The sequence below is a fragment of the Hymenobacter sp. 15J16-1T3B genome (genome assembly GCF_020711235.1).
In the GTDB taxonomy this organism is placed as follows: Bacteria; Bacteroidota; Bacteroidia; order Cytophagales; family Hymenobacteraceae; genus Solirubrum.
Genome location: NZ_JAJFAV010000002.1, coordinates 303,603 through 325,132 on the forward strand (window position 1 = coordinate 303,603; position 21,530 = coordinate 325,132).

Below are 21,530 nucleotides of genomic sequence, written 5' to 3' on the forward strand. Positions count from 1 at the left end.
TTTGACACATCCTGCTAAGCGAGGCGAAGCAGCACTACTGCTTCGCTATGCAGGCAATTCGTTAATCAAGCAAGTTGGTAACCTGTCACCCCGAGTGAACAAGCCAAAAAGGCCGTCCTGTCGAGCGAAGTCGAGGCATCTCGCTTGCGGACATTCTAATAGTATCATCCGGAATCCCGTGGCGGTGCGTCGTTTGGTAGAGCTGCCCCGGCACGCCGACGCCACCTGAGCATGACGTTCAATAGTCATCGTTGTCGACGGGCATAAGCCTACCCACCGGCCCCACACGGCCAACAAAAAGCGCTTCCCGACTGGGAAGCGCTTTTTGTTGAAACGAGCAAGCCTTCGCTTAGTGAATACCCTCGAACTGGCGCAGGAAGCGCATGTCGTTCTGGGTGAAGAGGCGCAGGTCCTTGATCTGGTACTTGAGCATGGTGGGGCGCTCCAGGCCCATGCCGAAGGCAAAGCCCGAGTACCGCTCCGGGTCGATGCCGCAGTTGCGCAGCACGTTCGGGTCGACCATGCCGGCGCCCATAATTTCCACCCAGCCGGTGTACTTGCAGATGTTGCAGCCCGCGCCCTTGCAGATCAGGCAGGAAATATCGATTTCCGTGCTCGGCTCGGTGAAGGGAAAGTAGGAGGGGCGCATGCGCATCTTCACGTCGGCCCCGTAGAATTCCTGGGCGAAGTAATAGATGGTCTGCTTCAGGTCGGCGAAGCTCACGTTTTCGTCGATGTAAAGACCCTCGATCTGGTGAAACACCATGTGGGCGCGGGCCGAAATGGCCTCGTTGCGGTACACCCGGCCGGGCATAATCGAGCGAATCGGCGGCTTCTGGCTCTGCATCAGGCGCACCTGCACGGTACTGGTGTGGGTGCGCAGCAGGCGGTTCTGCTCCTCCTCGCCCGCGGGCGGCAGGAAGAAGGTGTCCTGCATTTCGCGGGCCGGGTGGTTCTCGGGGAAGTTCAAGGCCGAGAAGTTGTGCCAGTCGTCCTCGATTTCGGGCCCCTCGGCCACGTTGAAGCCGATGCGCGAGAAGATGCGCACGATTTCGTCGCGGGTCAGGCTCAGCGGGTGCCGCGTGCCCAGGGCGCCGGGCACCGCCGGCAGGGTGTAGTCGTAGCCGGCGTCGGCGGGCTGGCTGGCGGCCTCGTCCTCCAGCTGCTGGCGGCGCTGGTCGAATTTGTCCTGCGCCAGCTGCTTCAGGGCGTTGAGCTGCTGGCCCACGGCGCGGCGGTCCTCGGCCGGCACAGTCTTGAGCTGGTCGAAAAGGTCGGCAATGCGGCCCTTGCGGCCGGTGTAGGCAATGCGAAACTGGTCGAGCCCGGCCGCCGTCGTGACGTCGTAGGCCTCGATTTCCTGCTGAAGCTGTTGGATCGTGTCCTGCATAAGTCCTGCAAAGATAGGCCCTCGGCGGGCTCCGACCGCGCCCCGGCCGGGGCGCGGGCCGCGGCGGGTGGCTGACTCCGGCGCGTTTACGTATGAAGCATCATTCCACCGCCTTGCCCCGTCCGCCGATGCGCCTGCTCCTCGCTCTGCTGCTAACCACGCTCCCCGCCGCGCTGCTGGCCCAAACCACACCTGCCCGGCGCCCCGCCCCGGCGCCGGCAGCCTCCAAAGCCCCCGCCCGCGCCGCCACGGACGGCAACGCCACCGTGGCCCCGGGCGAAACTGTGGAGCTGGGCCGCGCCAGCACCGACTACAACGGCCGCCCTTCCACCTACAAGAAGCCCACTCGCTCGCCCCAGCCCACCGATACGCGCCCCGTGCCTGCCGGGCAGGGCGTCAGCGCGGCGCCGGGCGAGCCGGTGCCGCCCGTGGAGCGCGCCCGCGACGACTACAACGGCCGCCCCGTGCCGGCGACCAAAAAGACGGCTCCGGCCACCACCCGCCCCTAACGTGCCGGCCCGGCTTGCCGGGTTGTTTCACCCCTCACCCCCAGTCTCTACGCCATGCTTCGCCGATTTCTACTTCCCTTGCTGCTGGTGCTCTTCGTGGCCGGCACCAACGCGGCCCAGGCCCAAACCCGCAAAGCCCACAGCGGCCGCGGCACCCGCGTCCGTAACCAGCCAAAGTCGTCCGATGACGTGAAGCTGGCCCCGGGTATGCGCATCGGCCGCCCCCTGGCCCTGACCACCGACTACATGGGCCGGCCCCTCAAGCCCAAAGCGAAACTGACCTCCACGCCGGTGAAAACCACCAAGGGCCAGGCTACCTCTATGTCGGCTGGGGGCACCAGCTCGGCCGGCGGCAAAGCCGCGACCAAGAAAAGCCGGCGTCGCTGAACTGTTTGGCGCATAGCCGGGTTCGGGGGAAGCCAGTGGCAAAAGGCTGCTTTCAGTCTGGCCCTTTGGGGCCGCCCTGCGTACATCCCCGGTAGATTTTCCCACCACGCTTACAAAAGAATCAGACCATGAAACGGTTGGCATTACTCGGATTGGTACTGGGCCTGATGACCGTGCAGGCGCAGGCGCAGACCACCAAAAAATCTTCCAAATCCAGCGACGGTTGGGGCAGCAGCAGCAACGACGGCTGGGGCGCGCCGGCCCCCGCGCCCAAGAAAGCCGCGGCTCCCAAAGCGGCTAGCACCAAGCCCGCCACCACGAAATCAGCCGTAGCTGCTGATGCCGGTACGCCCGCTGCTGCCACGCCGGCGCCCACCGAAACTGCGCCGGCCACGGCCACCACGCCCGCCGCTACTGACGCCGCCGGGGCTGCCTCGGGCGGTTTTGGCGGAGGCTACAGCGGCGGCGCCGGCAACGACGCCCGCCCCATCGAAGGCACCAGCGTGGCCCCGGGCTCGGCCCTGCGCCCGATGAGCCGCACCCGCTACGACTACCGCGGCCGCCCCATCGAGCAAAAGCCCTCGATGCGCCCCCGCGAATAGCCCGCCACCGCGGCGCCGGAGTTGCCGCCAACCGGCTCTGACCCCTGACCATAAAAAAGCCCTTCCGGTTATTCGGAAGGGCTTTTTGCCTGTGTTGAAAAGCCGATGGGCCCAGCTTAGGCCAGGGTTTCCTCGGCTTCGACTTCCACTTCGGCCGCCTCGCGGGGGCGGGCCAGGTAGCGCAGCGTCGAGCAGTTGTCCGGGCGCAGCACTTCCTGGGCCATGCGCAGCACGTCGGCGGGCTGCACGGCCTGCACGCGGGCGCTTTCCTCATTTACCAAGTTGGCGTCGCCCATGAGCTTGGCGTAGGCTAGGTTCATGGCGCGGTTCAGCAGTTCTACTTCGCTGAACACAATGCTGGCTTCGGCCTGGTTTTTCACCTTCTCCAGCTCCTCTCCCTCAATGGCGTGGCTGCGCAGCTCCGCCACCACGGCTTCCACGGCGGCGTCGGCCTGAGCCAAGTCCACGCCCTGGTTGAGCTTGCCGCTAATGACAAGCAGGCCCGGCTCCAACGAGCCCATGACGGAGGCCGAAATCGAGTTGAACAGCTGCTGCTCCTTCACTAAGCGCTGGTACAGCCGGCTGGATTTGCCCCGGCCGAGCACGTCGCTCATCAGGTCGGCGGCGTAGTAGTCCTCGTCGGTGCGGCCGGGCATGTGGTACACTTTGTAGAGGGCGCTGAGCGGCACGTCGGCCTCTACCGTCAGCAGGCGGGCTTCGGTTTGGCGCGGCTCCCGGGGCAGTTGCCGCTCGTAGCGGGTGCCCGCCGGAATGGGCCCAAACCACTTTTCGGCCAGCTGCTGCGCCTCGGCCAGGCTCACGTGCCCGGCCACCACCAGAATGGCGTTGGAGGGAGAGTAGTGCTTGGCGAAAAAGTCGCGCACCTGCTGCATGGTGGCGTTTTCGATGTGGCTGATTTCCTTGCCGATGGTGGCCCACTGGTAGGGGTGCTGCTGGTAGGCCAGGGGCCGCAGCTTCAGCCACACGTCGCCGTAGGGCTGGTTGAGGTAGGTCTGCTTGAACTCCTCCACGACCACCTTGCGCTGCACTTCCAGCCCGTTTTCGCTGAAGGCCAGGCTCAGCATACGGTCCGACTCCAGCCAGAACGCGGTTTCGATGTTCTGGGCGGGCAGGGTGAGGTAGTAGTTGGTGATGTCGGGCGAGGTGAAGGCGTTGTTTTCGCCGCCCACGCGCTGCAGGGGCTCGTCGTAGCTCGGAATGTTCACCGAGCCCGAAAACATCAGGTGCTCGAAGAGGTGGGCAAAGCCGGTGTGCGCCGGTTCTTCGTCGCGCGAGCCGACGTTGTAGAGCACGTTGAGCACGGCCATGGGCTGCGTGAAATCCTCGTGGACGAGGCAGCGCAAGCCGTTGGCAAGGGTAAATTCCTGGAAGTTGATCATAGAAGCAATAGGGGTGGGGCGGCTACCAAGGCAGTAACCTACGAAAACGGCGCCGGGTTCGGCTAACACGACGAACCGGCTGCGGCCCGGGCGCCAGCGGGAAGAACTGGGGACCGGCGGGCTCAGAAGCTGGCGTTCAGGCCCAGCAGCCAGGTGCGGGGCAGGGGAGAGGCGCCGTTGTCGCGGCCGGCGTCGTAGGGCGTATTACCGGCGCTGCTTACGTTGGGGTCGAAGCCGGGGTAGGCGGTGAGCACCCATAGGTTTTGGCCGCCAGCCCAGAAACTCAACTGGCGGCGGTCGGTGCGCACCAGTTCCACGCTCAGCGCCAGCTGCGTCAGGCGCAGGCAATCGGCCTTGCGCACGTTGTAATCGAAGCTGCTGAGCCCAGCCAGGCTCACTGGAGGCGCGCCTGGGGCGGGGATAATGGTGTTGGGGTTGGCCGGCGTCCAATAATCGAGGGCGCGAGTGCGGTGGTTTAGCTCGCTGCTGGTAAAGTCAAGCCGGGTTAGCAGCTCATTGAGCACGTAGTGGCCGCGCATGGCATCGAGTTGGGCATCGAGGCCGAACCGGTGCCAGTGCAGCTGCTGCGTGAAGCTGAACAGTTGGCGGGGCAGCGCATTGCCCAGGTACCCCGACTGCCCGCCGTTGGCGAAGCGGACGGCGCCGGCCTGCGACGAGCCCGCGGGGTACACCCCATCTTGCCGCACACCGAAGAAACCGGCCACCGGCTGGCCCTGGGCCGCAGGCTGACCGGGCTGCACGGCTGGTGGCTGCGGTCCGCGCGTTACGCGGTTGTCGTTGAGGGCGGCTGCCAGGCTGGTAGTGCCCGTCAGCCCGGGTCCAAGCTGCCAGGTAGCGGCCATAGTGGCCTCCAGCCCGCGGTTATGCACCTGCGAATCGTAGAACAGCGTGGTGTACAGGCCGGCGCTGCCGACGAGCGTAGCCAGGTTGGCCACGTGGCGGCTGTGGCGCTGGTAGGCCGTCAGCTCGGCCACGAGGTGGTCGTGCAGCCAGCCCGCGCGCAGGCCGGCTTCGGCCTGGGTAAGGCGCTGAAAGTCAAACGGGCCCAGGGAAGCGCCTCGGACCACGTACGTCCGCTCCGCCAGCTGCCCGAAGGTGCCCGTTTGCCCGACGCCCACCCAGGCGGTCAGCTGGCTGAGGCCGGCCCAGCCGTGCAGCCAGGGTTCCTCGCCCAAGCGCCAGCTCAGCTGCGCGCCGGGGTAATAAGTCCGCGGCGGGTTTTGTTGCTCGGATTGGGCCGGGCTGCCGTTGCGGCGCCGGTCGGCCCGCAGGCTGGCCGTCAGATCGTAGCGGCCACGCAGGCGGTAGTGCAGTGTGGCCGTGGCGCTGTTCAGGTGCTGCCAGTCAAGTTTTTCAGTTACTGAGCCGGGCGCGTAAAGTATTTCGGCATCTTGCTGCCGGCCCCAGCCCTGGTGCAGGTAGCGCAATTCGGCGGCCAGCCAGTGCTGCCGGCCCCAGTTTCGCTCGTAGCGGGCCGTGGCCTCCGCGTTGTAGTTGCGGACCGAGTTGCGCAGGCCAAGTGTCCGTACCGATTCCGTGTAAAGCGGCGGGTTGTAGAGCGCGTTGACGTAGCCCACGGGCGCGGCGGCGTAGTCCTGCTGGCGCAATTCCTGGCGGGCGTAGTTGGCGCGGGCCGTGAGCTGCAGCGTCGGCGACACTTGGTACTCCAGACCCAGCTGCCCCAGCAGGTAGAGCGTTGTGGGGCGGCGGTAGGCCCACTCGGCCAGTTGCAGCGGGTTGGCAAACCGTTCGGTGGTAACGGGCTGGGTTTGGTTGTAGCGGCCGTCGGGCCGGCGCACCGCCGCGGTGGGCGGCGCCAGCAGGGCAGCGGCCACGGCTTCGGGCGCGGGCAGGCGCTGGGTGTTGCGGCTCAGGCTCAGGCCGGCGTCGGCGCGCAGGCGGGCGGTCAGCTGCCGCTGCAGCCGGGCGCGCAGGCCGTAGCGCGTCAGGCCGCCGTGCTGCACCACGCCGCTTTGCCGCTGGTAGTCGGCGGCAAAGTAGTAGCGGGTGGTGTCGTTGCCGCCGTCGAGGCTGAGAAAATGGCGCTGCACGGCGCCGGTGCGAAACAGCTCGTCCTGCCAATCGGTGCCCCGGCCGAGCTGGCTCACCTGCTGGTCGGAGTAAGGCGGGCTGCTCGAAGAGCTGCGGTGAGTCACGATGGCGTTGAGCAGGGTGGCGTACTGCTGCGCGTCGAGCAGCTCGTAGCGCTGGCGCACCTGCTGCACCCCGCCGGCCACCGCGTAGCGTAGGCGCAGCGGCCGCCCGGCCTGCCCGCGGCGGGTGCTGATGCGGATGACGCCGTTGCTGCCCTGGCTACCGTAGGCGGCCGTAGCGGCGGCGCCCTTCACCACTTCCACGCTGGCAATGTCTTCCACTGGAATGCCCAGCAGCGGCGGACTGACAAACTCCGCCGCACCCGGCGTGTCGCCAACTAGTGAATACAGGCCCGGGGCCGTGGGCGGCAGGTTGAAGGCAGGTAGCCCGTCGACCACGTAGAGCGGCTGAGCGGGCAGCAGCACCGAGGAGGCCCCGCGGATGTACACGGCGGCCGCCGCACCCGGCGCGCCGGAGTAGGGCGTCACCTGCACGCCGGCCACTTGGCTGAGCAGCGGCTGGGCCGTGAGCAGCGCTTCCGCCGCCGGCCCGCGGGCGGTTATTACGTTGGTGGCCGGCCGCGTCGCGGCCGAGTCGGGTAGGGGTAGTTGCTGGGCGCTGACGGCCGGGGCCACCAACAGGCCGCAGGAGCTAAGAAGGATAAATCGGTGCATGGATACGGTCAATCAGCCAAAACTACGACGCTCGGGCAGGCCAGCCAAGCTTCCGCCTGCAACATCAGGCTCTGGCCTTCGGCCCAACCTCCTACCTTTGCCGCCACTTTCCCCCGAACCCCTTCCACCCCATGCAATTCGACCGCAAAGACTACTCCAACGACGACCTGCTGCGCCTCTACGAAGGCCTCGTGAAGCCGCGCATGATCGAAGAGAAAATGCTCATCCTGCTGCGCCAGGGCAAGGTGAGCAAGTGGTTTTCGGGCATTGGGCAGGAGGCAATTTCGGTGGGCTCGACCCTGGCCCTGCACCCGGATGAGTACATTCTGCCCCTGCATCGCAACCTGGGCGTGTTTACCTGCCGGCAGCTGCCGCTGGACCGCCTCTTCGCGCAGTGGCAGGGTAAGAAAACCGGCTTCACCAAGGGCCGCGACCGTAGCTTCCACTTCGGCACCAACGAGCACCACATCGTGGGCATGATCAGCCACCTGGGCCCGCAGCTGGCCGTGGCCGACGGCATTGCCTTGGCCTCCAAGCTCAACGACGAGGGCAAAGTAACGGTGGTGTACTCCGGCGACGGCGGCGCCTCCGAGGGCGACTTCCACGAGGGCCTGAACGTAGCCGCCGTGTGGCAGCTGCCGGTCATCTTCATCGTCGAAAACAACGGCTACGGCCTCTCCACGCCTAGCAACGAGCAGTTCCGCCACGGCTATTTCATCAACAAGGGCCCGGCCTACGGCATCGAAGCCGTGCAGGTGGACGGCAACAACGTGCTGGAAGTGTACGACACCGTGCGCCGCCTCGCCGAGGATCTGCGCCAGAACCCGCGCCCCGTGCTGCTGGAAGCGCTGACCTTCCGCATGCGCGGCCACGAGGAGGCCTCCGGCACCAAGTACGTGCCCCAGGAGCTGTTCGAGGAATGGGCTCAGAAAGACCCGGTGGAGAACTTTGAGCGCTACCTCATGGAACAGGGCGTGCTCGACGAGGAAGCCAAGCAGCGCTACCGCCGCACCATCAAGGACGAAATCGACGAGGCCTGGCGCATCGTGTTCGACACCCCGGAAATTACCGTGGACGAGCAAGAGGAAGTGGCCGATATGTACATGCCCTTCCAGGCCCCCGACCAGGCGCCCGCGCCCGACGCGCCGAGCACCGAGCGCCGCTACGTCGACGCCATTTCCGATGGCCTGCGCCAGAGCATGGAGCGGTTCCCCGAGCTAGTGCTCATGGGCCAGGACATTGCCGAGTACGGCGGCGTGTTCAAGATTACCGACGGCTTCGTGGCGCAGTTCGGCAAGGCGCGGGTGCGAAACACGCCGCTGTGCGAGTCGGCCATCATCGGCACCGGCCTGGGGCTGAGCATCCGCGGGAAAAAGGCCATGGTGGAAATGCAGTTTGCCGACTTCGTGACCTGCGGCTTCAACCAGATTGTAAACAACTTGGCCAAGAGCCACTACCGCTGGGGCCAGAACGCCGACGTGGTGGTGCGCATGCCCACCGGCGCCGGCTCGGCCGCCGGGCCCTTCCACTCGCAGTCGAACGAAGCCTGGTTTGTGCACACGCCCGGCCTGAAAGTGGTGTACCCCGCCACGCCCTACGACGCCAAAGGCCTGCTCTGCGCCGCCCTCGAAGACCCTAACCCGGTTATCTACTTCGAGCACAAGATGCTCTACCGCTCCATCAGCGGGCCGGTGCCGAACGACTACTACACCCTGCCCATCGGCCAAGCCCGCCTCGCCCGCGAAGGCCAGGAGCTGAGCATCATCACCTACGGCATGGGCGTGCACTGGGCCGCCAAGCTGGCCGAGGACATGAACCTCGACTGCGACATCCTGGACCTGCGTACCCTGCTGCCCTGGGACGAGGAAGCTGTGCGCCGCACCGTGGAGAAAACCGGCCGCGTCATCATCCTGCACGAGGACACGCTCACCGGCGGCATCGGCGGCGAAATCGGCGCCTGGATTGCCGAGCACTGCTTCACCAAGCTCGACGCGCCCATTCAGCGCGTGGCCTCCCTCGACACGGCTATTCCCTTCGCGCCGGCGCTGGAGCACAATTTCCTGGCCGACAACCGTCTGCGTGCCTGCGTGGAGAAGTTGCTGGCGTATTAGACGTCGAAGGTTAGGCCGGCGAGCTTAGAAATCAGAACGGAGCGGCTTGCTGACTTCTCGCTTCTAAGCTCGCCGGGCCAAACTCAAAGCTCTTAATTCCGCGCTTTGTATTTTTCGGGCTACTACGACTTTACCCCGCTGCCCCGTGAGTGAGTTTCTGCGTCTGCGCCGGCTGAGCTGCCTGCTGCTGGTACTGGTGGTGCTGGCCGGCCCCGGGCTGAGCGGGTGCCGCCTGTTTCACCCCTACCGCATTCCCAATCCCAAGGGGCCGGTGGTAAAAGTCAAAAAATCCAAAAAGAAAGACCCCGACGCGACCGAAGCGGCCGACGGCTCGACCACCGACGCCTCGGCCGAGCCGGCCAAAGTGCAGAAGAACAGCTACGACAAAAACGGCCTGCTCAAAAAACCCAAGATGAACCGGCGCAAGCTCAAGAAGAAAATCGGGCAGCGTCGCTTTCTGGGCATTACCCTGCCGTTCTAACCCGCTGATTTACCTTTGCTTGTTCGCGTCGCGTATAGCCAAGGTGCGCTATTGCTTCCCACCGTTGTTGCCACTCGTATGCTGATCCGTATTGCCACCCTCGGGCTGCTGCTCTGGGGCCTGAGTGCCCTGCCGGCCGCCGCCCAAACCGAATTCGTTTCCCAGAAGCGCGCCGCCCGCAAGGCCCTGAAAGCGGCCAAGAAGTACCAGGCGCCCGAAGACCTGCGCCAGTCGCACCTGGCCGTGGACAAGCGCGACCTGCGCCCGGGCGAAACGCCCGAGCGGAACCTGCCGGAGGGCAGCAACCGTTACCGCTTCGACAACACCGGCACGCCGCGGGTGAGCGACCAAAAGATGGTCACCACGCGTAAAGCCAAAAAACAACCCAAAGAATCCGAGTGATGCAGTGGACCCCGCTTACCCAGCCCGAACAGCTCGCCGACATCGTGCGCGAATCGGCTGAACACCCCGTCGTTATCTTCAAGCACAGCACCAGCTGTTCCATCAGCGCCATGGCCAAGAGCCGTTTGGAGCGCCAGTGGTCCGACGCCGGCCTGCAGGAAGTGAAGATTTACTACCTCGACCTGCTGCGCTACCGCCCCATCTCCAACCAAATTGCCGAGCAGTTTGGCGTGCAGCACCAGTCGCCGCAGCTCTTGCTGATTCAGGACGGGGAGTGCAGCTACGACGCCTCGCACATGAGCATTCAGCTCGGCGAGGTGAAAAAGAAAGTAGCCGCGTAGGTCGGCCAGGCAGTAAGTGCTGTCATCCTGAGCGCAGCGAAGGACCTTATCACGCCCGAACGAGTCGTTGTTACGATGGTCGTTTAGCGGTGATAAGGTCCTTCGCTGCGCTCAGGATGACAGACGTTTTTTAGCCGCTTTCGATGGGCGTTAAGTAACGGGGCAACCAAGCTCAATTCTTCGCCCAAACCCAGCTGTAACGAAGCGGTTTAGCCTTCGTAGGAGAACTGAACCGATTGCCGGATTTCCGGGTTCAGGCTGAGAGCCACCGGGCAGGTGCGGGCCGCGTTTTCGAGCGTGGCGCGTTCTTTGGCCGAAAGCGAGGCGGGCATCTGGAATGCCACTTCAATTTCGGCAATGCGGCGCGGCTCGGCTGCCATGTGCTTGGTCACGTTCCACGTCACGCCGCGCAGGTCCAGCCCCTGCCGCTCGGCCACGATGCCCATGATGGTCATCATGCACGAGCCCAGGGCCGCGCTGACCAAGTCGGTGGGCGAAAACGCTTCGCCGCGGCCGTGGTTGTCGACCGGGGCGTCGGTGTGGATGGTGGTGCCCGAGGCTACGTGGGTGGCGTCGGTGCGCAGCTGGCCGGCGTACCGGGCGGTGGCAGTGCTCATAAATTCAGAAAAACTACAGACGGATGCGCTCAAATTTACGTACTTTCGGAGTGGCCAGCCCCCGGCGGGCGGCCGCGCGTTTGTTTCTCATCCTGCCCGCTTTTGCTGCCGTGCGCCCTTATTTATACTCCGCTTTCCTGCTCACGGCCGCGCTGCTGGCCACTTCCGCCGCCCAGGCCCAGGAGGCCCAGGACGCGCCGAGCTACGAGAAGGAATTTACCTACGGAATTAACCTGAACACCAACGCCGGCCTGATCGGCGGGGTGGCCGTGCGCTCCACGCGCCGCCTCAACGACGACTGGGCCCGCTTCTGGCTGCTCGAGGGCGTGGAGGTGAAGGGCCGCAAGGAGCAGCGCTTCCAGAATAACATCGGCGGGATTTACGTGCCCGGCAAAACCAACTACCTCTTCGCCCTGCGCCCCACCGTGGGCCTGCAGCGCACCCTGTTCCGCAAAGCGGCCGAATCGGGGGTAGAAGTGGATGCCCTGTTCGGGGCCGGCCCGTCCATCGGGATGCTGCTGCCCTACTACATCTACTACGATTACACGCCCAAGCCCGACCAGAGCAACCCCAACCCGCGCGAAGACATCCGCGCCGAGCAGTACGACCCGGACAAGCACTACGAAACGGGCAAGATTTACGACCGGGCGCCCATCTTTTCGGGCATCGGCAACGTGAAGCCCAACTTCGGGGCCCATCTGCGCGGCGCGCTGAACTTCGAGTACGGCCGCTACCGCGACGCCGTGGCGGGCATCGAGGCCGGCTTCCTGGTGGAAGCCTACACCAAGCGCCTGGTGACCATGAATGTGCCCGGCGTGGCGGAGAGCAAGCTGAACAACAACCTCTTCAACTCCGTGTACGTGACGCTCTACATCGGCTCGCGCAAATAGCGCTGCCACCGTTGCTGCCTTAGCCCGTCGCCGGCCGGACCTCTCGCGTCTGGCCGGCGACGGGCTTTTTCGCGCCCGGCGGGCCGGTTTGCAACTAGCAGACGGGCGGCGCTGTTTAGCGGGCACGGCCGCCAACTCCGTGCTGCGCCGCAACCCGCTACCACTTACCTTTGTAGGATGGATACTCTCCTGACCTTACCCGTCATTCAGCCCGAAGCTGCTGCGCCGGCCAAGCCGCGCAAGCCCGATTGGCTGCGCGTGAAGCTGCCCGTGGGCCCGGCCTACGCCAACGTGCGCAAGCTGGTGGACGAACATAAACTGCACACCATCTGCGAATCGGGCAACTGCCCGAACATGGGCGAGTGTTGGGGCGCCGGCACGGCTACCTTCATGATCCTGGGCAACGTGTGCACGCGCTCCTGCTCGTTCTGCGCCGTGGCCACCGGCCGCCCCACCGAGTACGACCTCGACGAGCCCCGCCGCGTGGCCGAGGCCATCATGCTGATGAAGGTGAAGCACGCCGTCATCACGTCGGTGAACCGCGACGAGCTGAAGGACCGCGGCGCCAGCATCTGGTACGAAACCGTGGTGCAAACCAAGCAGCTCTCGCCCACCACGACTATCGAAACGCTCATTCCGGACGTAAAGGCCAACTGGGCCGCCCTGGACACGATGATTGCCGGCGGGCAGGAAGTGGTGTCGCACAACATGGAAACGGTGGGCAGCCTCTACCGTCTCGTGCGCCCGCAGGCCAAGTACGACCGCAGCCTGGAGCAGATTCGCCGCACCAAGGAAGCCGGGTGCCGCACCAAGTCGGGCATCATGCTGGGCCTGGGCGAAACCAAGGAGGAAGTGTACCAGGCCATGGACGATTTGGCCGCCAACGGCCTCGACATCCTGACCCTGGGCCAGTACCTGCAGCCCACCAAGCGCCACATCGAGGTAGCGGAGTTTATCCACCCCGACCTGTTCGCGCACTACAAGGAAGAAGGCCTGCGCCGCGGCCTGAAGTACGTGGAAAGCGGCCCGCTGGTGCGTAGCTCTTATCACGCCGAGCGCCACGTAAACGTGCCCATCTAGGCCGCAACCGCTGCGCTTGCGCCATCTGCCGCCGGGCCCGCTTTCCATGGAGGAAGCGGGCCCGGCGCATTTAATCTAGCAAGCCCAAGTAAGCGTCGTTGTTGACGTAGAGCACCTGCGGGGCGGGCTGGCCCGGCGGCACGCGCTGCAGGTTCTGCGCCACTGCGCGCAGCAACACGCGCGTCTGCCGGCCCATGGTGTGGCTCCAGAACACCACCACGCGGTAGCCGCCCGGCGCCACTGCAAGCGGCTCCGCCGCCAGCGGCTGGCCCTCGGGCGTGCGCAGAAACGTGAGCAGCTGCGCAAACGACAGCAACTGGTCGGGCGCCACCTGGGAGGCGGGCGGAAAGGTATTCAGCAGGCCGTCCGGGTTCCAGTTCAGGTTGAGGCTGGGCAGCTTGGGCGGGGCGTAGCAGTTGATGTGAAAGGATACGAGCCGGCCCGCCGCGTCGAAATACAGTAACTGCAGCAGCTGGCCGTGGTTTTTGGCCGCGTCGTAGCGGCTCGCCTCCCGGGCCTGCCGCCGCACAAAGCGCAGGTAGCTGGCGTCGAGTACCGCTACCTGGGCGGCGGGCACGCGGTAGCGGGCCGCATCCGCCGCCACACGGGCCGGCGAGTGGGGCGGTGTGCTGTGCATGCCCATCAAACCGGTAAAGAGGGCGTTGCAGCCGGTAACTCCGAACACGAGCAGCGGCAGGCCGAGCGGAACAATGCGGTGAATCATGCGGCGCATACCAAAACAAAAAGCCTCGTCTGATACAGACGAGGCTTTTCGAAACCGAAGCGTTGCAACGGCGCTGGCTTAGCGCCGGGCGGTGTTGTCGGTGGGCGGAAAGTCGCCGAGCACGCCGGTCACGAGGCGGTTGACCTCCTGCTCCGACAGCGTCTGCTGGTCTACCTGGCTCTGGCCGTAGCCACGCCACACCAGCTCCTTGCGCTTGGCGTCCACGATGTCGATGATGACGTTGCCGGCTTTGTAGTCCTGCACCGTCTGGTAGGGGCGGCCGAGGCCGTAATAGCCCCAGTAGGGGAAGCCGTAGGGGCCGTAGTAGCCGGGGTTGGCGGCGCGTTGCTTGTCCTCCACGCGGGCGGAGTAAGCCACGTACACGTCGGGGTTCTTGTCGGTTTTGGTCAGGCCCTTGCGCACCATTTCGGCTTCCACCGAGCGGCGCATGCGCTGGTCGAAAAACGAGTTGTAGCCCTTGGCGGGGCCGCCCTCGGCGTCGGTGGGCTGCTCGGGGTACCACGCCCAAGTCTTGTAGGCCCGGAAGTTGACGGCGTGGTCGAAGTCGGACGTGACGCCCACGTGCGGCACCGTGGCGCAGCCGGCCGCGCCCAGCAGCAGCGACAGACCTACGGCCGCCAGGGCCACGGGACGGGAAAACAATTGAGTGAAGCGTTGCATAAGTAGATCGAATTGGGAAGGCCCGAAAACCGCGCTGCCGGCGTCGGCAGGCTGGTTTTGCCGGGCTATTCTGTCAACATCGGCGCCCCGCCGACCGTTCCCGGATTGTTGTATTCTGCGCAGGTGGATGAAAATATTCAGGCCAATTTTATTTTGATTAAATGCAGTTTATTGGCACATTAGAGGTCCGTTCCCCGACTTGCCTTCCCGCCACATGCCATTGCTACTACTGACTTACCTGCTGCTGGGGCAGCAGCCCGCGGCTACGGCCCAAATTCCGCCCATTGCCCAAAAAACCGCCGGCCGCACCACCGGCACGGCCTGCTGCCTCTACACGCGGCCCAGTACCCAGTCGCCCATGCTCTCCATCGTGCCGGTGGGGGCGCAGGTGCAGGTTACCGACTCGGCCAACAACGCCTATTTCGTGCACGCGCAATTCAGCAAGAACGGCAAGGTGCTGTCGGGCTACATGTACCGCGCCTGCCTGAACACCGCCCCCTGAACGCGAGGAAAATAACTGCGCATTACCCCGGGCATTTCGCTACATTCCGGCACAAATCCTCCGCCCATGCCCAAACCTCTACTCTTCCTAGCATTGCTTGGCTTGGCTGCCTGCAGCGCCGCCAAAGACGACACCGCCTCCAGCCGCAGCACCAAAGCCCCGGTGGCCCGCAATACCGTGGTCGACTGCCCGCTCTACGATGGCATGAAAAAGGAATCGACCCAGCTCATGGCCGTTACCTCGGGCACCGAAGTACAGGTGATGGACACCGTCGACCAGTACTTCGTGAAAGTGCGCGCCACCAACGGCGGCAAAACCGAAACCGGCTACATGTACCGCACCTGCTTCAACGGCAGCCGCTAGCAGTAGCCCCCTCCACCCCCCGACAGCCAGGCACCAATAAAACGGCCCGGAACCGCAAGGTTCCGGGCCGTTTGCATGAGGCAGCCGGGCCGCTTAGTACGACGGGCCTTTGTCGGTGGGCACGAGGTGCTCTTCCTGGTCGGCGTAGGCCTCGATGGGCGTGCAGGCGCAGATCAGGTTCCGGTCGCCGAAGGCCGAGTCGATGCGCGACACGGTGGGCCAGAACTTAAAGCGGCGGGCAAAGTCGGTGGGGTAGGCGGCCTGCTCGCGCGAGTAGGGGCGCGTCCACTCTTCCTGCAGCAGCACAGCGGCGGTGTGCGGGGCGTGCTTGAGCAGGTTGTCCTTCTGGTCGGCGCGGCCTTCCTCCACCTCGCGGATTTCCTGGCGGATCTTGATCATGGCCTCGCAGAAGCGGTCCAGCTCCTCCTTGCTCTCCGACTCCGTCGGCTCCACCATCAGCGTACCCGCAACCGGGAACGACACGGTGGGGGCGTGGAAGCCGTAGTCCATCAGGCGCTTGGCAATGTCCTCCACTTCAATGCCGGCTTTCTTGAACTGGCGGCAGTCGAGGATCATTTCGTGGGCGCAGCGGCCCTGGGCGCCGGTGTAGAGCACGGGGTAGTGCTCCTCCAGGCGGGCCTTGATGTAGTTGGCGTTCAGAATGGCCGTCTGCGTAGCTGCCTTCAGCCCTTCGCCGCCCATCATGTTGATGTAGGCGTAGGAGATGGGCAGGATGCTGGCCGAGCCCCAAGGCGCCGCGGAAACCGCGCCGCCCGAGCGGCCGTCGGCATCAACGACTACGTGGCCGGGCAAGTAGGGGGCCAGGTCGGCTACCACGCCGATGGGGCCTACGCCGGGGCCGCCGCCGCCGTGGGGGATGCAGAAGGTCTTGTGCAGGTTCAGGTGGCACACGTCGGCGCCGATGTTGGCCGGCGAGGTCAGGCCCACCTGGGCGTTCATGTTGGCGCCGTCCATGTACACGCGGCCGCCGTGCTCGTGGATGAGGTTGCAGATGTCGATGATGCTTTCCTCGTACACGCCGTGCGTGCTCGGGTAGGTCACCATCAGGCAGCTGAGCTTATCCGAGTACTGCTCGGCCTTGGCCCGCAGGTCGTCCAGGTCGATTTCGCCGCGCTCGGTGCTCTTCACCACCACGATGTTCATGCCGCACATGGCCGCCGAAGCGGGGTTGGTGCCGTGGGCCGAAGCCGGAATCAGGGCCACGTTGCGGTGATGGTCGCCGCGGGCTTCGTGGTAGGCCTTAATCACCAGCAGGCCGGCGTATTCGCCCTGGGCGCCCGAGTTGGGCTGCAGGCTCACCGCGTCGAAGCCGGTTACCTCGCACAGCCAGGCTTCCAGGTCCTTGAAGATCTGGCTGTAGCCCTGGGTTTGGGTGCGCGGGGCGAAGGGGTGGAGCTGGCCGATTTCGGGCCAGGTCACCGGAATCATCTCGGCGGTGGCGTTGAGCTTCATGGTGCACGAGCCCAGCGGAATCATCGAGTGCGCCAGCGAGAGGTCCTTGTTTTCGAGCTGCTTCATGTAGCGCAGCAGCTCGGTTTCGGCGTGGTGGGTGTTGAACACCGGGTGCGTGAGGTACTCCGAGGTGCGGATCAGCGCCTCCGGCCAGTTCAGCTCCAGTTCAGCCGAAGCCGCGGCGGGCGCGGTTTTGCCGAGCACCTTGGCAAAGGCGCGCAGGATGTCGGTTACATCTTCGGCGTCGGTTTTCTCGTGCAGCGAAATGCCCACGTTGCTCTGGCCGAAGTAGCGCAGGTTGATGCCATTGGCTTCCAGCTCGGTGCGCAGGCCCTGGCTCAGCTCGGCGCTTTCCAGCGTCAGGCTGATGGTGTCAAAGTAGTTTTCGACGTTCAGCTTGAGGCCCAGCTCCTGCAAGCCGGCGGCCAGCTGGCGGGTGAGCAGGTGCACGTTGACGGCAATCTGCTTCAGGCGCTCCGGACCGTGGTATACGGCGTACATGCCGGCAATAACCGACAGCAGCACCTGCGCGGTGCAGATGTTACTCGTTGCTTTTTCGCGGCGGATGTGCTGCTCGCGGGTCTGCAGGGCCATGCGGTAGGCCTTGTTGCCGGTAGCGTCCACGCTCTGGCCGATGATGCGGCCGGGAATCACGCGCTTGTAGGCGTCTTTGGTGGCCATGTAGCCGGCGTGCGGGCCGCCGTAGCCCAGCGGCACGCCGAAGCGCTGCGAGTTGCCCACCACCACGTCGGCGCCCATTTCGCCGGGAGGCGTGAGCAGCGTGAGGGCCAACAAATCGGCCGCTACGGCTACCAGGATACCCTGGTCGTGGGCTTGGCTGATGAAGTCGGTGTAGTCGAACACCTCGCCGTCGGCGGCGGGGTACTGCACGATGGCGCCGAACAGGGCCTCGTCCGAAAGGTCGGCGGTGCGGTGGTCCCCAATGACCAACTCAATGCCCAGCGGCGTGGCGCGGGTGCGCAGCACGTCGATGGTCTGGGGCAATACCTGCTCGGAAACGAAAAACTTGGTGGCGTTTTTCTTCTTGGTCAGGCCGTGGAACATGTGCAGGGCCTCGCCGGCGGCCGTGCCCTCGTCGAGCAGGCTGGCGTTGGCAATTTCGAGGCCCGTCAGGTCAATCACCATGGTCTGGTAGTTGATCAGGGCTTCGAGGCGGCCTTGGGCAATTTCGGCTTGGTAGGGCGTGTATGCCGTGTACCAGCCGGGGTTTTCCATGATGTTGCGCAGGATAACCGGCGGCATCTGGGTGTCGTGGTAGCCCAGCCCAATGAAGGAGCGGAACACCTGGTTTTGGCCGGCAATCTGCTTGAACTTATGCAAAAACTGCCGCTCGGTGAGGGCGGCAGGCAGCTTCAGTTCGTGCTTCAGGCGGATGCGGGCGGGCACGGTTTCGTTGATGAGCTGGTCGACCGATTCGACGCCGATGGTGCGCAGCATCTCGGCCACGGCCGCAGCGTCAGGACCGTTGTGACGGTCAACAAACACGTCGGCGGGCTTGAAGGACAACTTCATATGGGAAACGGATGGGTTGGCAGGGAAACTAACTACTGTTAGCCTCTAACAAAGGTAGGCCGAAAAGGCTTCACGCTTAAACCATTTCGCGGGCAAAAAAGTGGCAGTCGGGCCCGGGCGGCGCGTGCCGCCGGCCGGCGCCGCCAAACCGCGGTCCGCGGCCCCGGCGCCGGGGCCGCGGCCGACCGCTCCGGGCAAAAATTCTAGCTTTGCCATTCCCCACCCGAAGCCATTCCCCCATGAACCCCATCAAGCTTGGCCTGATCCGCGAAGGCAAAATTCCCGTCGACCGCCGCGTGCCGCTCACGCCCAAAAAGTGCGTGGAAGTGCAGCAAACCTGGCCGCAGGTGCAGGTAGTGGCCCAGAGCAGCGACATCCGCAGCTACGCCGATCAGGAATACCGCGACCTGGGCATTCCGGTGCAGGCCGACGTGACCGATTGCGACATCCTGCTCGGGGTGAAGGAAGTGCCCGTGGAGCAGCTCGTGCCGAACAAAACCTACCTGTTCTTCTCCCATACCATCAAGAAGCAGCCGGCCAACCGCAAGCTGCTGCGCGCCGTGCTGCAGAAGAACATCACGCTCGTCGACTACGAAGTGCTGACCAACGCCAAGGGCGAACGAATCGTGGCCTTTGGCTACTGGGCCGGGGTGGTGGGGGCATACAACGGCCTGCTGACCTACGGCCGCAAGCACGGCCTCTACCAGCTCAAGCCCGCCTACCTCTGCACCGACCTCGACGACATGCAGGAGGAATACTTCAAGGTGCGGGCCTTGCCGCCTATCAAGATAGCCGTGACGGGCTCCGGCCGCGTGGCCCAGGGCGCCCTGCAGGTGCTCGATAAAATGGGCATCCGGCGCGTGAGCGTGTACGACTACCTCTACCACGACTTCACGGAGCCCGTGTACACCCAGCTGCGCTCCTCCGACTACAACGCCCGCCGCGACGGCCGCGTGTGGGACACGCCCGACTTTCACCACCACCCGGAGGAGTACTTGTCCACGTTCGACAAGTACCTGCCGGTGACGGACCTGCTCATTGCCTGCGCCTACTGGGACCCGAAAGCGCCCAAGCTCTTCACCGAGGAGGACACGCGCCGGCCCAACTTCCGCATCAACACCATTGCCGACGTGACCTGCGACATCGACGGCTCAATTCCCGTGACCAAGCGCAGCACGAGCATCCCCGACCCGGCTTTCGACTATAACCCGCGCACCGGCGAGCTGGAAACAGCCTATTCGCACCCGCTGAACCTGACCGTCATGGCCGTGGACAACCTGCCCTGCGAGCTGCCGCGCAACGCCTCGCGGGACTTCGGCCGCCAGCTCATCGACAACGTGTTTCCTCACCTGTTCGGTCCCGATCCGGACGCCGTCATCGAACGGGCCACCATTGCCCGCGGCGGCCAGCTGACCCCGCGCTACCAGTACCTGCGCGACTACGTGGGCGAAGACGTGCTGGCACCCGCGCACTAAAGGCTCAGGCCGGGCCTTGCATCCGCGGGTAGCGGGCCCGCACCAACATGTACAGGCCGTAGCACACGAAGCCCGCGGCCACCACCAGCAGCACGCCGCTGCCCATGCGGCCCAGGATGTCGAAGGCGCCGTCGGTGTCGCGGGCTTCGCGCGCGTTGCCGTGCACGGCGGCCAGCAGCAGGTAATAGGCCAGAATGAGCCAAACCACGCCGCGGGCGGTGTAGCCGACTTGCCCGAGACGGTACACCAGCTGCCAGGGCTGGTCGGGCAGGCGCCGGTCGTTTACCTCGCGGTCCATGGTGCCGGCAAAGGCTTGGTAGAGCTGAAACAGAGCAATGCCCATCACCGTCAGGGCCACGGCCCCGAGCAGCCAGTGGCCGTAGGCGTAGCTGAGCGCGGTGGCAATGAGGTGCTGCTGCGAGTCGCCGGTGCTGCGGCCGGCCACTGCCAGGTGCATGGCATAATAGGCCAGCCAACCGTAACCCACCGCGCTGCAGGCAAAGAACACGCGCTTGCCCAGGCCTTTTGCGTCGTAGCCGCAGCGCTCGGTATTGAACGCGGCCTGCACGAAACGCCACGTCACGTACGCCCCCAGGCTCAGGGCCAGCAGCCCCAGCAGCCACGGGCCCAGCGGCAGGTGCTCGATGGTCAGCAGCGCCTGTTCCCGGTCGGCGCGGGCCGCGCGCACCCCGGCCGCCGCTTGCGCGGCCAGCGCCCCGAGCAGCAAGTGCACCACGCCTTGCGCGGCCAGGCCAAAGCGCGCCAAAACGGTAAATGCCCGGGCCGGGCTGGGTAGATCAAGGTCGGGGAGAGGGAGCAAGGAAAAAGGCAGGAACGAAAAAAGCCGTCGGTTAGACGGCTTTTTTACGCAGGGGGTGCGGCTGCGAGTTATACGGAAACCCGGCGGCTACACTCCGCGCAAAATCGGGTATTTGGCCCGCACCAGCATGTAAAGGCCGTAAGCCACCAGCCCCAGCGCCACGATGAGCAGCGGCGCCTGGCCCAGCGAGGCCAGGAAGTCAAACGCGCCTTCGGTGCCTTCGGCTGCCTGGGCGTTGGCGGTGAGGGCGGCCCGCACCAGGAAATAGCCCAGAATGCCCCACACAATGCCGCGGGCCGTGTAGCCGAGCTGCCCCACGCGGTACACCAGCCGTTGCTGGGCGGCCGGCAGCTGGCTGTCGTTGACGTGCTTGGCAAACGAGCCGGAGTAAGCCCGGATCAGCTGGTATACGCCAATGCCGATGACGAACAGCCCGATGGCGCCCACCAGCCATTGCCCGTAAGGCTGCTCGAGCAGCTTGGCTACCATCGACTGGCGGGTGCCGCCGCTGCCGGCGTCGGCGCTGGTGTTTTCGAAGGCCGCCTTGCCCGCCACGAAAGCCAGCGCGGCGTAGCCCAGGGCCGAGGCCACGTAGCCGATGCGGGTGGCTATGCCTTTGGCGCCGTTGCCTTTGCCTTCGGTGTCGCGGATGGCCTGCACCAGGCGCCACACCACGTAGCCCGCCAGCCCGAAGGCCACCAGGCCCAGCAGCCAGCGGCCCAGGGGCATGTCCTGAATGGTTTGCAGCACTTGCTGCTTGTCGGCGGTGCGGCCGCCATCGATGTTGGTGGCGGCCATGACGGCCAGCGCGCCGAGGATGCCGTAGACCACGCCCTTGGCCGCGAAGCCGAAGCGGGCCAGCGTCCGGATGCCGTCGGACGGGGAAGTCGGCAGGTGAGCCGGAATAGAAGAAGAAAGCGTTGCCATGAGACGGAAGGTGCTAGGTTGGAACCTTCGGCA

At 65.2% G+C, this 21,530-nt stretch carries 21 protein-coding genes; 12 read left to right on the top strand and 9 right to left on the bottom strand.

The features are described 5' to 3' along the window. Positions 1-349 precede the first annotated feature (349 nt). Positions 350-1,390 carry a phenylalanine--tRNA ligase subunit alpha gene (pheS, locus tag LJ737_RS04610; RefSeq protein ID WP_227763326.1) on the bottom strand — a complete coding sequence of 347 codons (1,041 nt, stop codon included), beginning with the start codon at positions 1,388-1,390 and terminating at the stop codon, positions 350-352. A 128-nt stretch (positions 1,391-1,518) separates the two neighbouring features. Between pheS and LJ737_RS04615 the strand changes: the two genes are divergently transcribed. The 3 genes from LJ737_RS04615 (at position 1,519) to LJ737_RS04625 (ending at position 2,888) form a co-directional block, all read left to right on the top strand. After that, positions 1,519-1,899 carry a hypothetical protein gene (locus LJ737_RS04615; protein WP_227763327.1) on the top strand — a complete coding sequence of 127 codons (381 nt, stop codon included), beginning with the start codon at positions 1,519-1,521 and terminating at the stop codon, positions 1,897-1,899. Positions 1,900-1,953: 54 nt separating this feature from the next. Then, positions 1,954-2,286 carry a hypothetical protein gene (locus LJ737_RS04620; protein WP_227763328.1) on the top strand — a complete coding sequence of 111 codons (333 nt, stop codon included), beginning with the start codon at positions 1,954-1,956 and terminating at the stop codon, positions 2,284-2,286. Between the two features lie 128 nt (positions 2,287-2,414). Then, positions 2,415-2,888, top strand: a complete 474-nt coding sequence (locus LJ737_RS04625; RefSeq protein WP_227763331.1) for a hypothetical protein — start codon at positions 2,415-2,417, stop codon at positions 2,886-2,888. Positions 2,889-3,004: 116 nt separating this feature from the next. On the opposite strand, the gene LJ737_RS04630 is transcribed toward LJ737_RS04625, so the two are convergent. Beyond that, complete coding sequence (locus tag LJ737_RS04630; RefSeq protein ID WP_227763334.1) at positions 3,005-4,288, bottom strand: M16 family metallopeptidase; 1,284 nt, start codon at positions 4,286-4,288, stop codon at positions 3,005-3,007. Positions 4,289-4,410: 122 nt separating this feature from the next. Next, positions 4,411-7,077, bottom strand: coding sequence for a TonB-dependent receptor plug domain-containing protein (locus LJ737_RS04635; RefSeq protein ID WP_227763335.1), 2,667 nt, complete (start codon positions 7,075-7,077; stop codon positions 4,411-4,413). A gap of 131 nt (positions 7,078-7,208) precedes the next feature. Here LJ737_RS04635 and LJ737_RS04640 point away from each other — a divergent pair, with 131 nt between their 5' ends. The 4 genes from LJ737_RS04640 (at position 7,209) to ytxJ (ending at position 10,412) form a co-directional block, all read left to right on the top strand. Further along, complete coding sequence (locus tag LJ737_RS04640; protein ID WP_227763336.1) at positions 7,209-9,188, top strand: alpha-ketoacid dehydrogenase subunit alpha/beta; 1,980 nt, start codon at positions 7,209-7,211, stop codon at positions 9,186-9,188. 145 nt (positions 9,189-9,333) lie between these two features. Next, positions 9,334-9,669, top strand: coding sequence for a hypothetical protein (locus tag LJ737_RS04645; RefSeq protein ID WP_227763337.1), 336 nt, complete (start codon positions 9,334-9,336; stop codon positions 9,667-9,669). Between the two features lie 78 nt (positions 9,670-9,747). Next, entirely contained in the window at positions 9,748-10,071 is a 324-nt protein-coding gene (locus tag LJ737_RS04650) for a hypothetical protein (protein WP_227763340.1), read from the top strand. Beyond that, complete coding sequence (ytxJ, locus tag LJ737_RS04655) at positions 10,071-10,412, top strand: bacillithiol system redox-active protein YtxJ (RefSeq protein ID WP_227763341.1); 342 nt, start codon at positions 10,071-10,073, stop codon at positions 10,410-10,412. The genes LJ737_RS04650 and ytxJ overlap by 1 nt, the downstream gene beginning before the upstream one ends. A gap of 209 nt (positions 10,413-10,621) precedes the next feature. On the opposite strand, the gene LJ737_RS04660 is transcribed toward ytxJ, so the two are convergent. Further along, on the bottom strand, positions 10,622-11,029 hold the full coding sequence (locus LJ737_RS04660; protein ID WP_227763342.1) for an OsmC family protein: 408 nt from the start codon (positions 11,027-11,029) through the stop codon (positions 10,622-10,624). Between the two features lie 110 nt (positions 11,030-11,139). On the opposite strand from LJ737_RS04660, the gene LJ737_RS04665 reads away from it, so the two are divergent. Both LJ737_RS04665 and lipA read left to right on the top strand, forming a co-directional pair. Then, complete coding sequence (locus LJ737_RS04665) at positions 11,140-11,919, top strand: hypothetical protein (RefSeq protein ID WP_227763343.1); 780 nt, start codon at positions 11,140-11,142, stop codon at positions 11,917-11,919. Between the two features lie 177 nt (positions 11,920-12,096). Beyond that, entirely contained in the window at positions 12,097-12,999 is a 903-nt protein-coding gene (lipA, locus tag LJ737_RS04670; RefSeq protein ID WP_227763344.1) for a lipoyl synthase, read from the top strand. A gap of 70 nt (positions 13,000-13,069) precedes the next feature. Here the strand turns inward: lipA and LJ737_RS04675 are convergent, their stop codons facing one another. Both LJ737_RS04675 and LJ737_RS04680 read right to left on the bottom strand, forming a co-directional pair. Continuing rightward, positions 13,070-13,732 (bottom strand): hypothetical protein, encoded by a 663-nt coding sequence (locus tag LJ737_RS04675; RefSeq protein ID WP_227763345.1) that lies wholly within the window; start codon positions 13,730-13,732, stop codon positions 13,070-13,072. 69 nt (positions 13,733-13,801) lie between these two features. Continuing rightward, on the bottom strand, positions 13,802-14,404 hold the full coding sequence (locus tag LJ737_RS04680) for a DUF4136 domain-containing protein (protein ID WP_227763346.1): 603 nt from the start codon (positions 14,402-14,404) through the stop codon (positions 13,802-13,804). A gap of 214 nt (positions 14,405-14,618) precedes the next feature. On the opposite strand from LJ737_RS04680, the gene LJ737_RS04685 reads away from it, so the two are divergent. Next, positions 14,619-14,906 carry an SH3 domain-containing protein gene (locus LJ737_RS04685; RefSeq protein ID WP_227763347.1) on the top strand — a complete coding sequence of 96 codons (288 nt, stop codon included), beginning with the start codon at positions 14,619-14,621 and terminating at the stop codon, positions 14,904-14,906. Between the two features lie 66 nt (positions 14,907-14,972). Further along, the gene (locus LJ737_RS04690) at positions 14,973-15,269 is read left to right on the top strand and encodes an SH3 domain-containing protein (protein ID WP_227763348.1); all 297 of its coding nucleotides are present in this window, start codon (positions 14,973-14,975) and stop codon (positions 15,267-15,269) included. Between the two features lie 93 nt (positions 15,270-15,362). On the opposite strand, the gene gcvP is transcribed toward LJ737_RS04690, so the two are convergent. Further along, positions 15,363-18,275, bottom strand: coding sequence for an aminomethyl-transferring glycine dehydrogenase (gcvP, locus tag LJ737_RS04695; RefSeq protein WP_227763350.1), 2,913 nt, complete (start codon positions 18,273-18,275; stop codon positions 15,363-15,365). Between the two features lie 239 nt (positions 18,276-18,514). On the opposite strand from gcvP, the gene LJ737_RS04700 reads away from it, so the two are divergent. Beyond that, complete coding sequence (locus tag LJ737_RS04700) at positions 18,515-19,750, top strand: NAD(P)-dependent oxidoreductase (protein WP_227763352.1); 1,236 nt, start codon at positions 18,515-18,517, stop codon at positions 19,748-19,750. 4 nt (positions 19,751-19,754) lie between these two features. On the opposite strand, the gene LJ737_RS04705 is transcribed toward LJ737_RS04700, so the two are convergent. Further along, positions 19,755-20,570 carry a DUF1206 domain-containing protein gene (locus LJ737_RS04705; RefSeq protein WP_227763353.1) on the bottom strand — a complete coding sequence of 272 codons (816 nt, stop codon included), beginning with the start codon at positions 20,568-20,570 and terminating at the stop codon, positions 19,755-19,757. An 87-nt stretch (positions 20,571-20,657) separates the two neighbouring features. Then, on the bottom strand, positions 20,658-21,497 hold the full coding sequence (locus LJ737_RS04710) for a DUF1206 domain-containing protein (protein ID WP_227763354.1): 840 nt from the start codon (positions 21,495-21,497) through the stop codon (positions 20,658-20,660). Between the last annotated feature and the right edge of the window lie 33 nt (positions 21,498-21,530).

What these genes read in the sequence shown, in the direction of transcription:
- LJ737_RS04615 (WP_227763327.1), top strand. Translation starts at nt 1,519, where the DNA reads ATGCGCCTGCTCCTCGCTCTGCTGCTAACCACGCTCCCCGCCGCGCTG.
- LJ737_RS04690 (WP_227763348.1), top strand. Translation starts at nt 14,973, where the DNA reads ATGCCCAAACCTCTACTCTTCCTAGCATTGCTTGGCTTGGCTGCCTGC.
- LJ737_RS04630 (WP_227763334.1), bottom strand. Translation starts at nt 4,288, where the DNA reads ATGATCAACTTCCAGGAATTTACCCTTGCCAACGGCTTGCGCTGCCTC.
- LJ737_RS04625 (WP_227763331.1), top strand. Translation starts at nt 2,415, where the DNA reads ATGAAACGGTTGGCATTACTCGGATTGGTACTGGGCCTGATGACCGTG.
- gcvP (WP_227763350.1), bottom strand. Translation starts at nt 18,275, where the DNA reads ATGAAGTTGTCCTTCAAGCCCGCCGACGTGTTTGTTGACCGTCACAAC.
- LJ737_RS04710 (WP_227763354.1), bottom strand. Translation starts at nt 21,497, where the DNA reads ATGGCAACGCTTTCTTCTTCTATTCCGGCTCACCTGCCGACTTCCCCG.
- LJ737_RS04635 (WP_227763335.1), bottom strand. Translation starts at nt 7,077, where the DNA reads ATGCACCGATTTATCCTTCTTAGCTCCTGCGGCCTGTTGGTGGCCCCG.
- LJ737_RS04680 (WP_227763346.1), bottom strand. Translation starts at nt 14,404, where the DNA reads ATGCAACGCTTCACTCAATTGTTTTCCCGTCCCGTGGCCCTGGCGGCC.
- LJ737_RS04685 (WP_227763347.1), top strand. Translation starts at nt 14,619, where the DNA reads ATGCCATTGCTACTACTGACTTACCTGCTGCTGGGGCAGCAGCCCGCG.
- LJ737_RS04660 (WP_227763342.1), bottom strand. Translation starts at nt 11,029, where the DNA reads ATGAGCACTGCCACCGCCCGGTACGCCGGCCAGCTGCGCACCGACGCC.
- LJ737_RS04700 (WP_227763352.1), top strand. Translation starts at nt 18,515, where the DNA reads ATGAACCCCATCAAGCTTGGCCTGATCCGCGAAGGCAAAATTCCCGTC.
- LJ737_RS04640 (WP_227763336.1), top strand. Translation starts at nt 7,209, where the DNA reads ATGCAATTCGACCGCAAAGACTACTCCAACGACGACCTGCTGCGCCTC.
- pheS (WP_227763326.1), bottom strand. Translation starts at nt 1,390, where the DNA reads ATGCAGGACACGATCCAACAGCTTCAGCAGGAAATCGAGGCCTACGAC.
- LJ737_RS04675 (WP_227763345.1), bottom strand. Translation starts at nt 13,732, where the DNA reads ATGCGCCGCATGATTCACCGCATTGTTCCGCTCGGCCTGCCGCTGCTC.
- ytxJ (WP_227763341.1), top strand. Translation starts at nt 10,071, where the DNA reads ATGCAGTGGACCCCGCTTACCCAGCCCGAACAGCTCGCCGACATCGTG.
- lipA (WP_227763344.1), top strand. Translation starts at nt 12,097, where the DNA reads ATGGATACTCTCCTGACCTTACCCGTCATTCAGCCCGAAGCTGCTGCG.
- LJ737_RS04650 (WP_227763340.1), top strand. Translation starts at nt 9,748, where the DNA reads ATGCTGATCCGTATTGCCACCCTCGGGCTGCTGCTCTGGGGCCTGAGT.
- LJ737_RS04620 (WP_227763328.1), top strand. Translation starts at nt 1,954, where the DNA reads ATGCTTCGCCGATTTCTACTTCCCTTGCTGCTGGTGCTCTTCGTGGCC.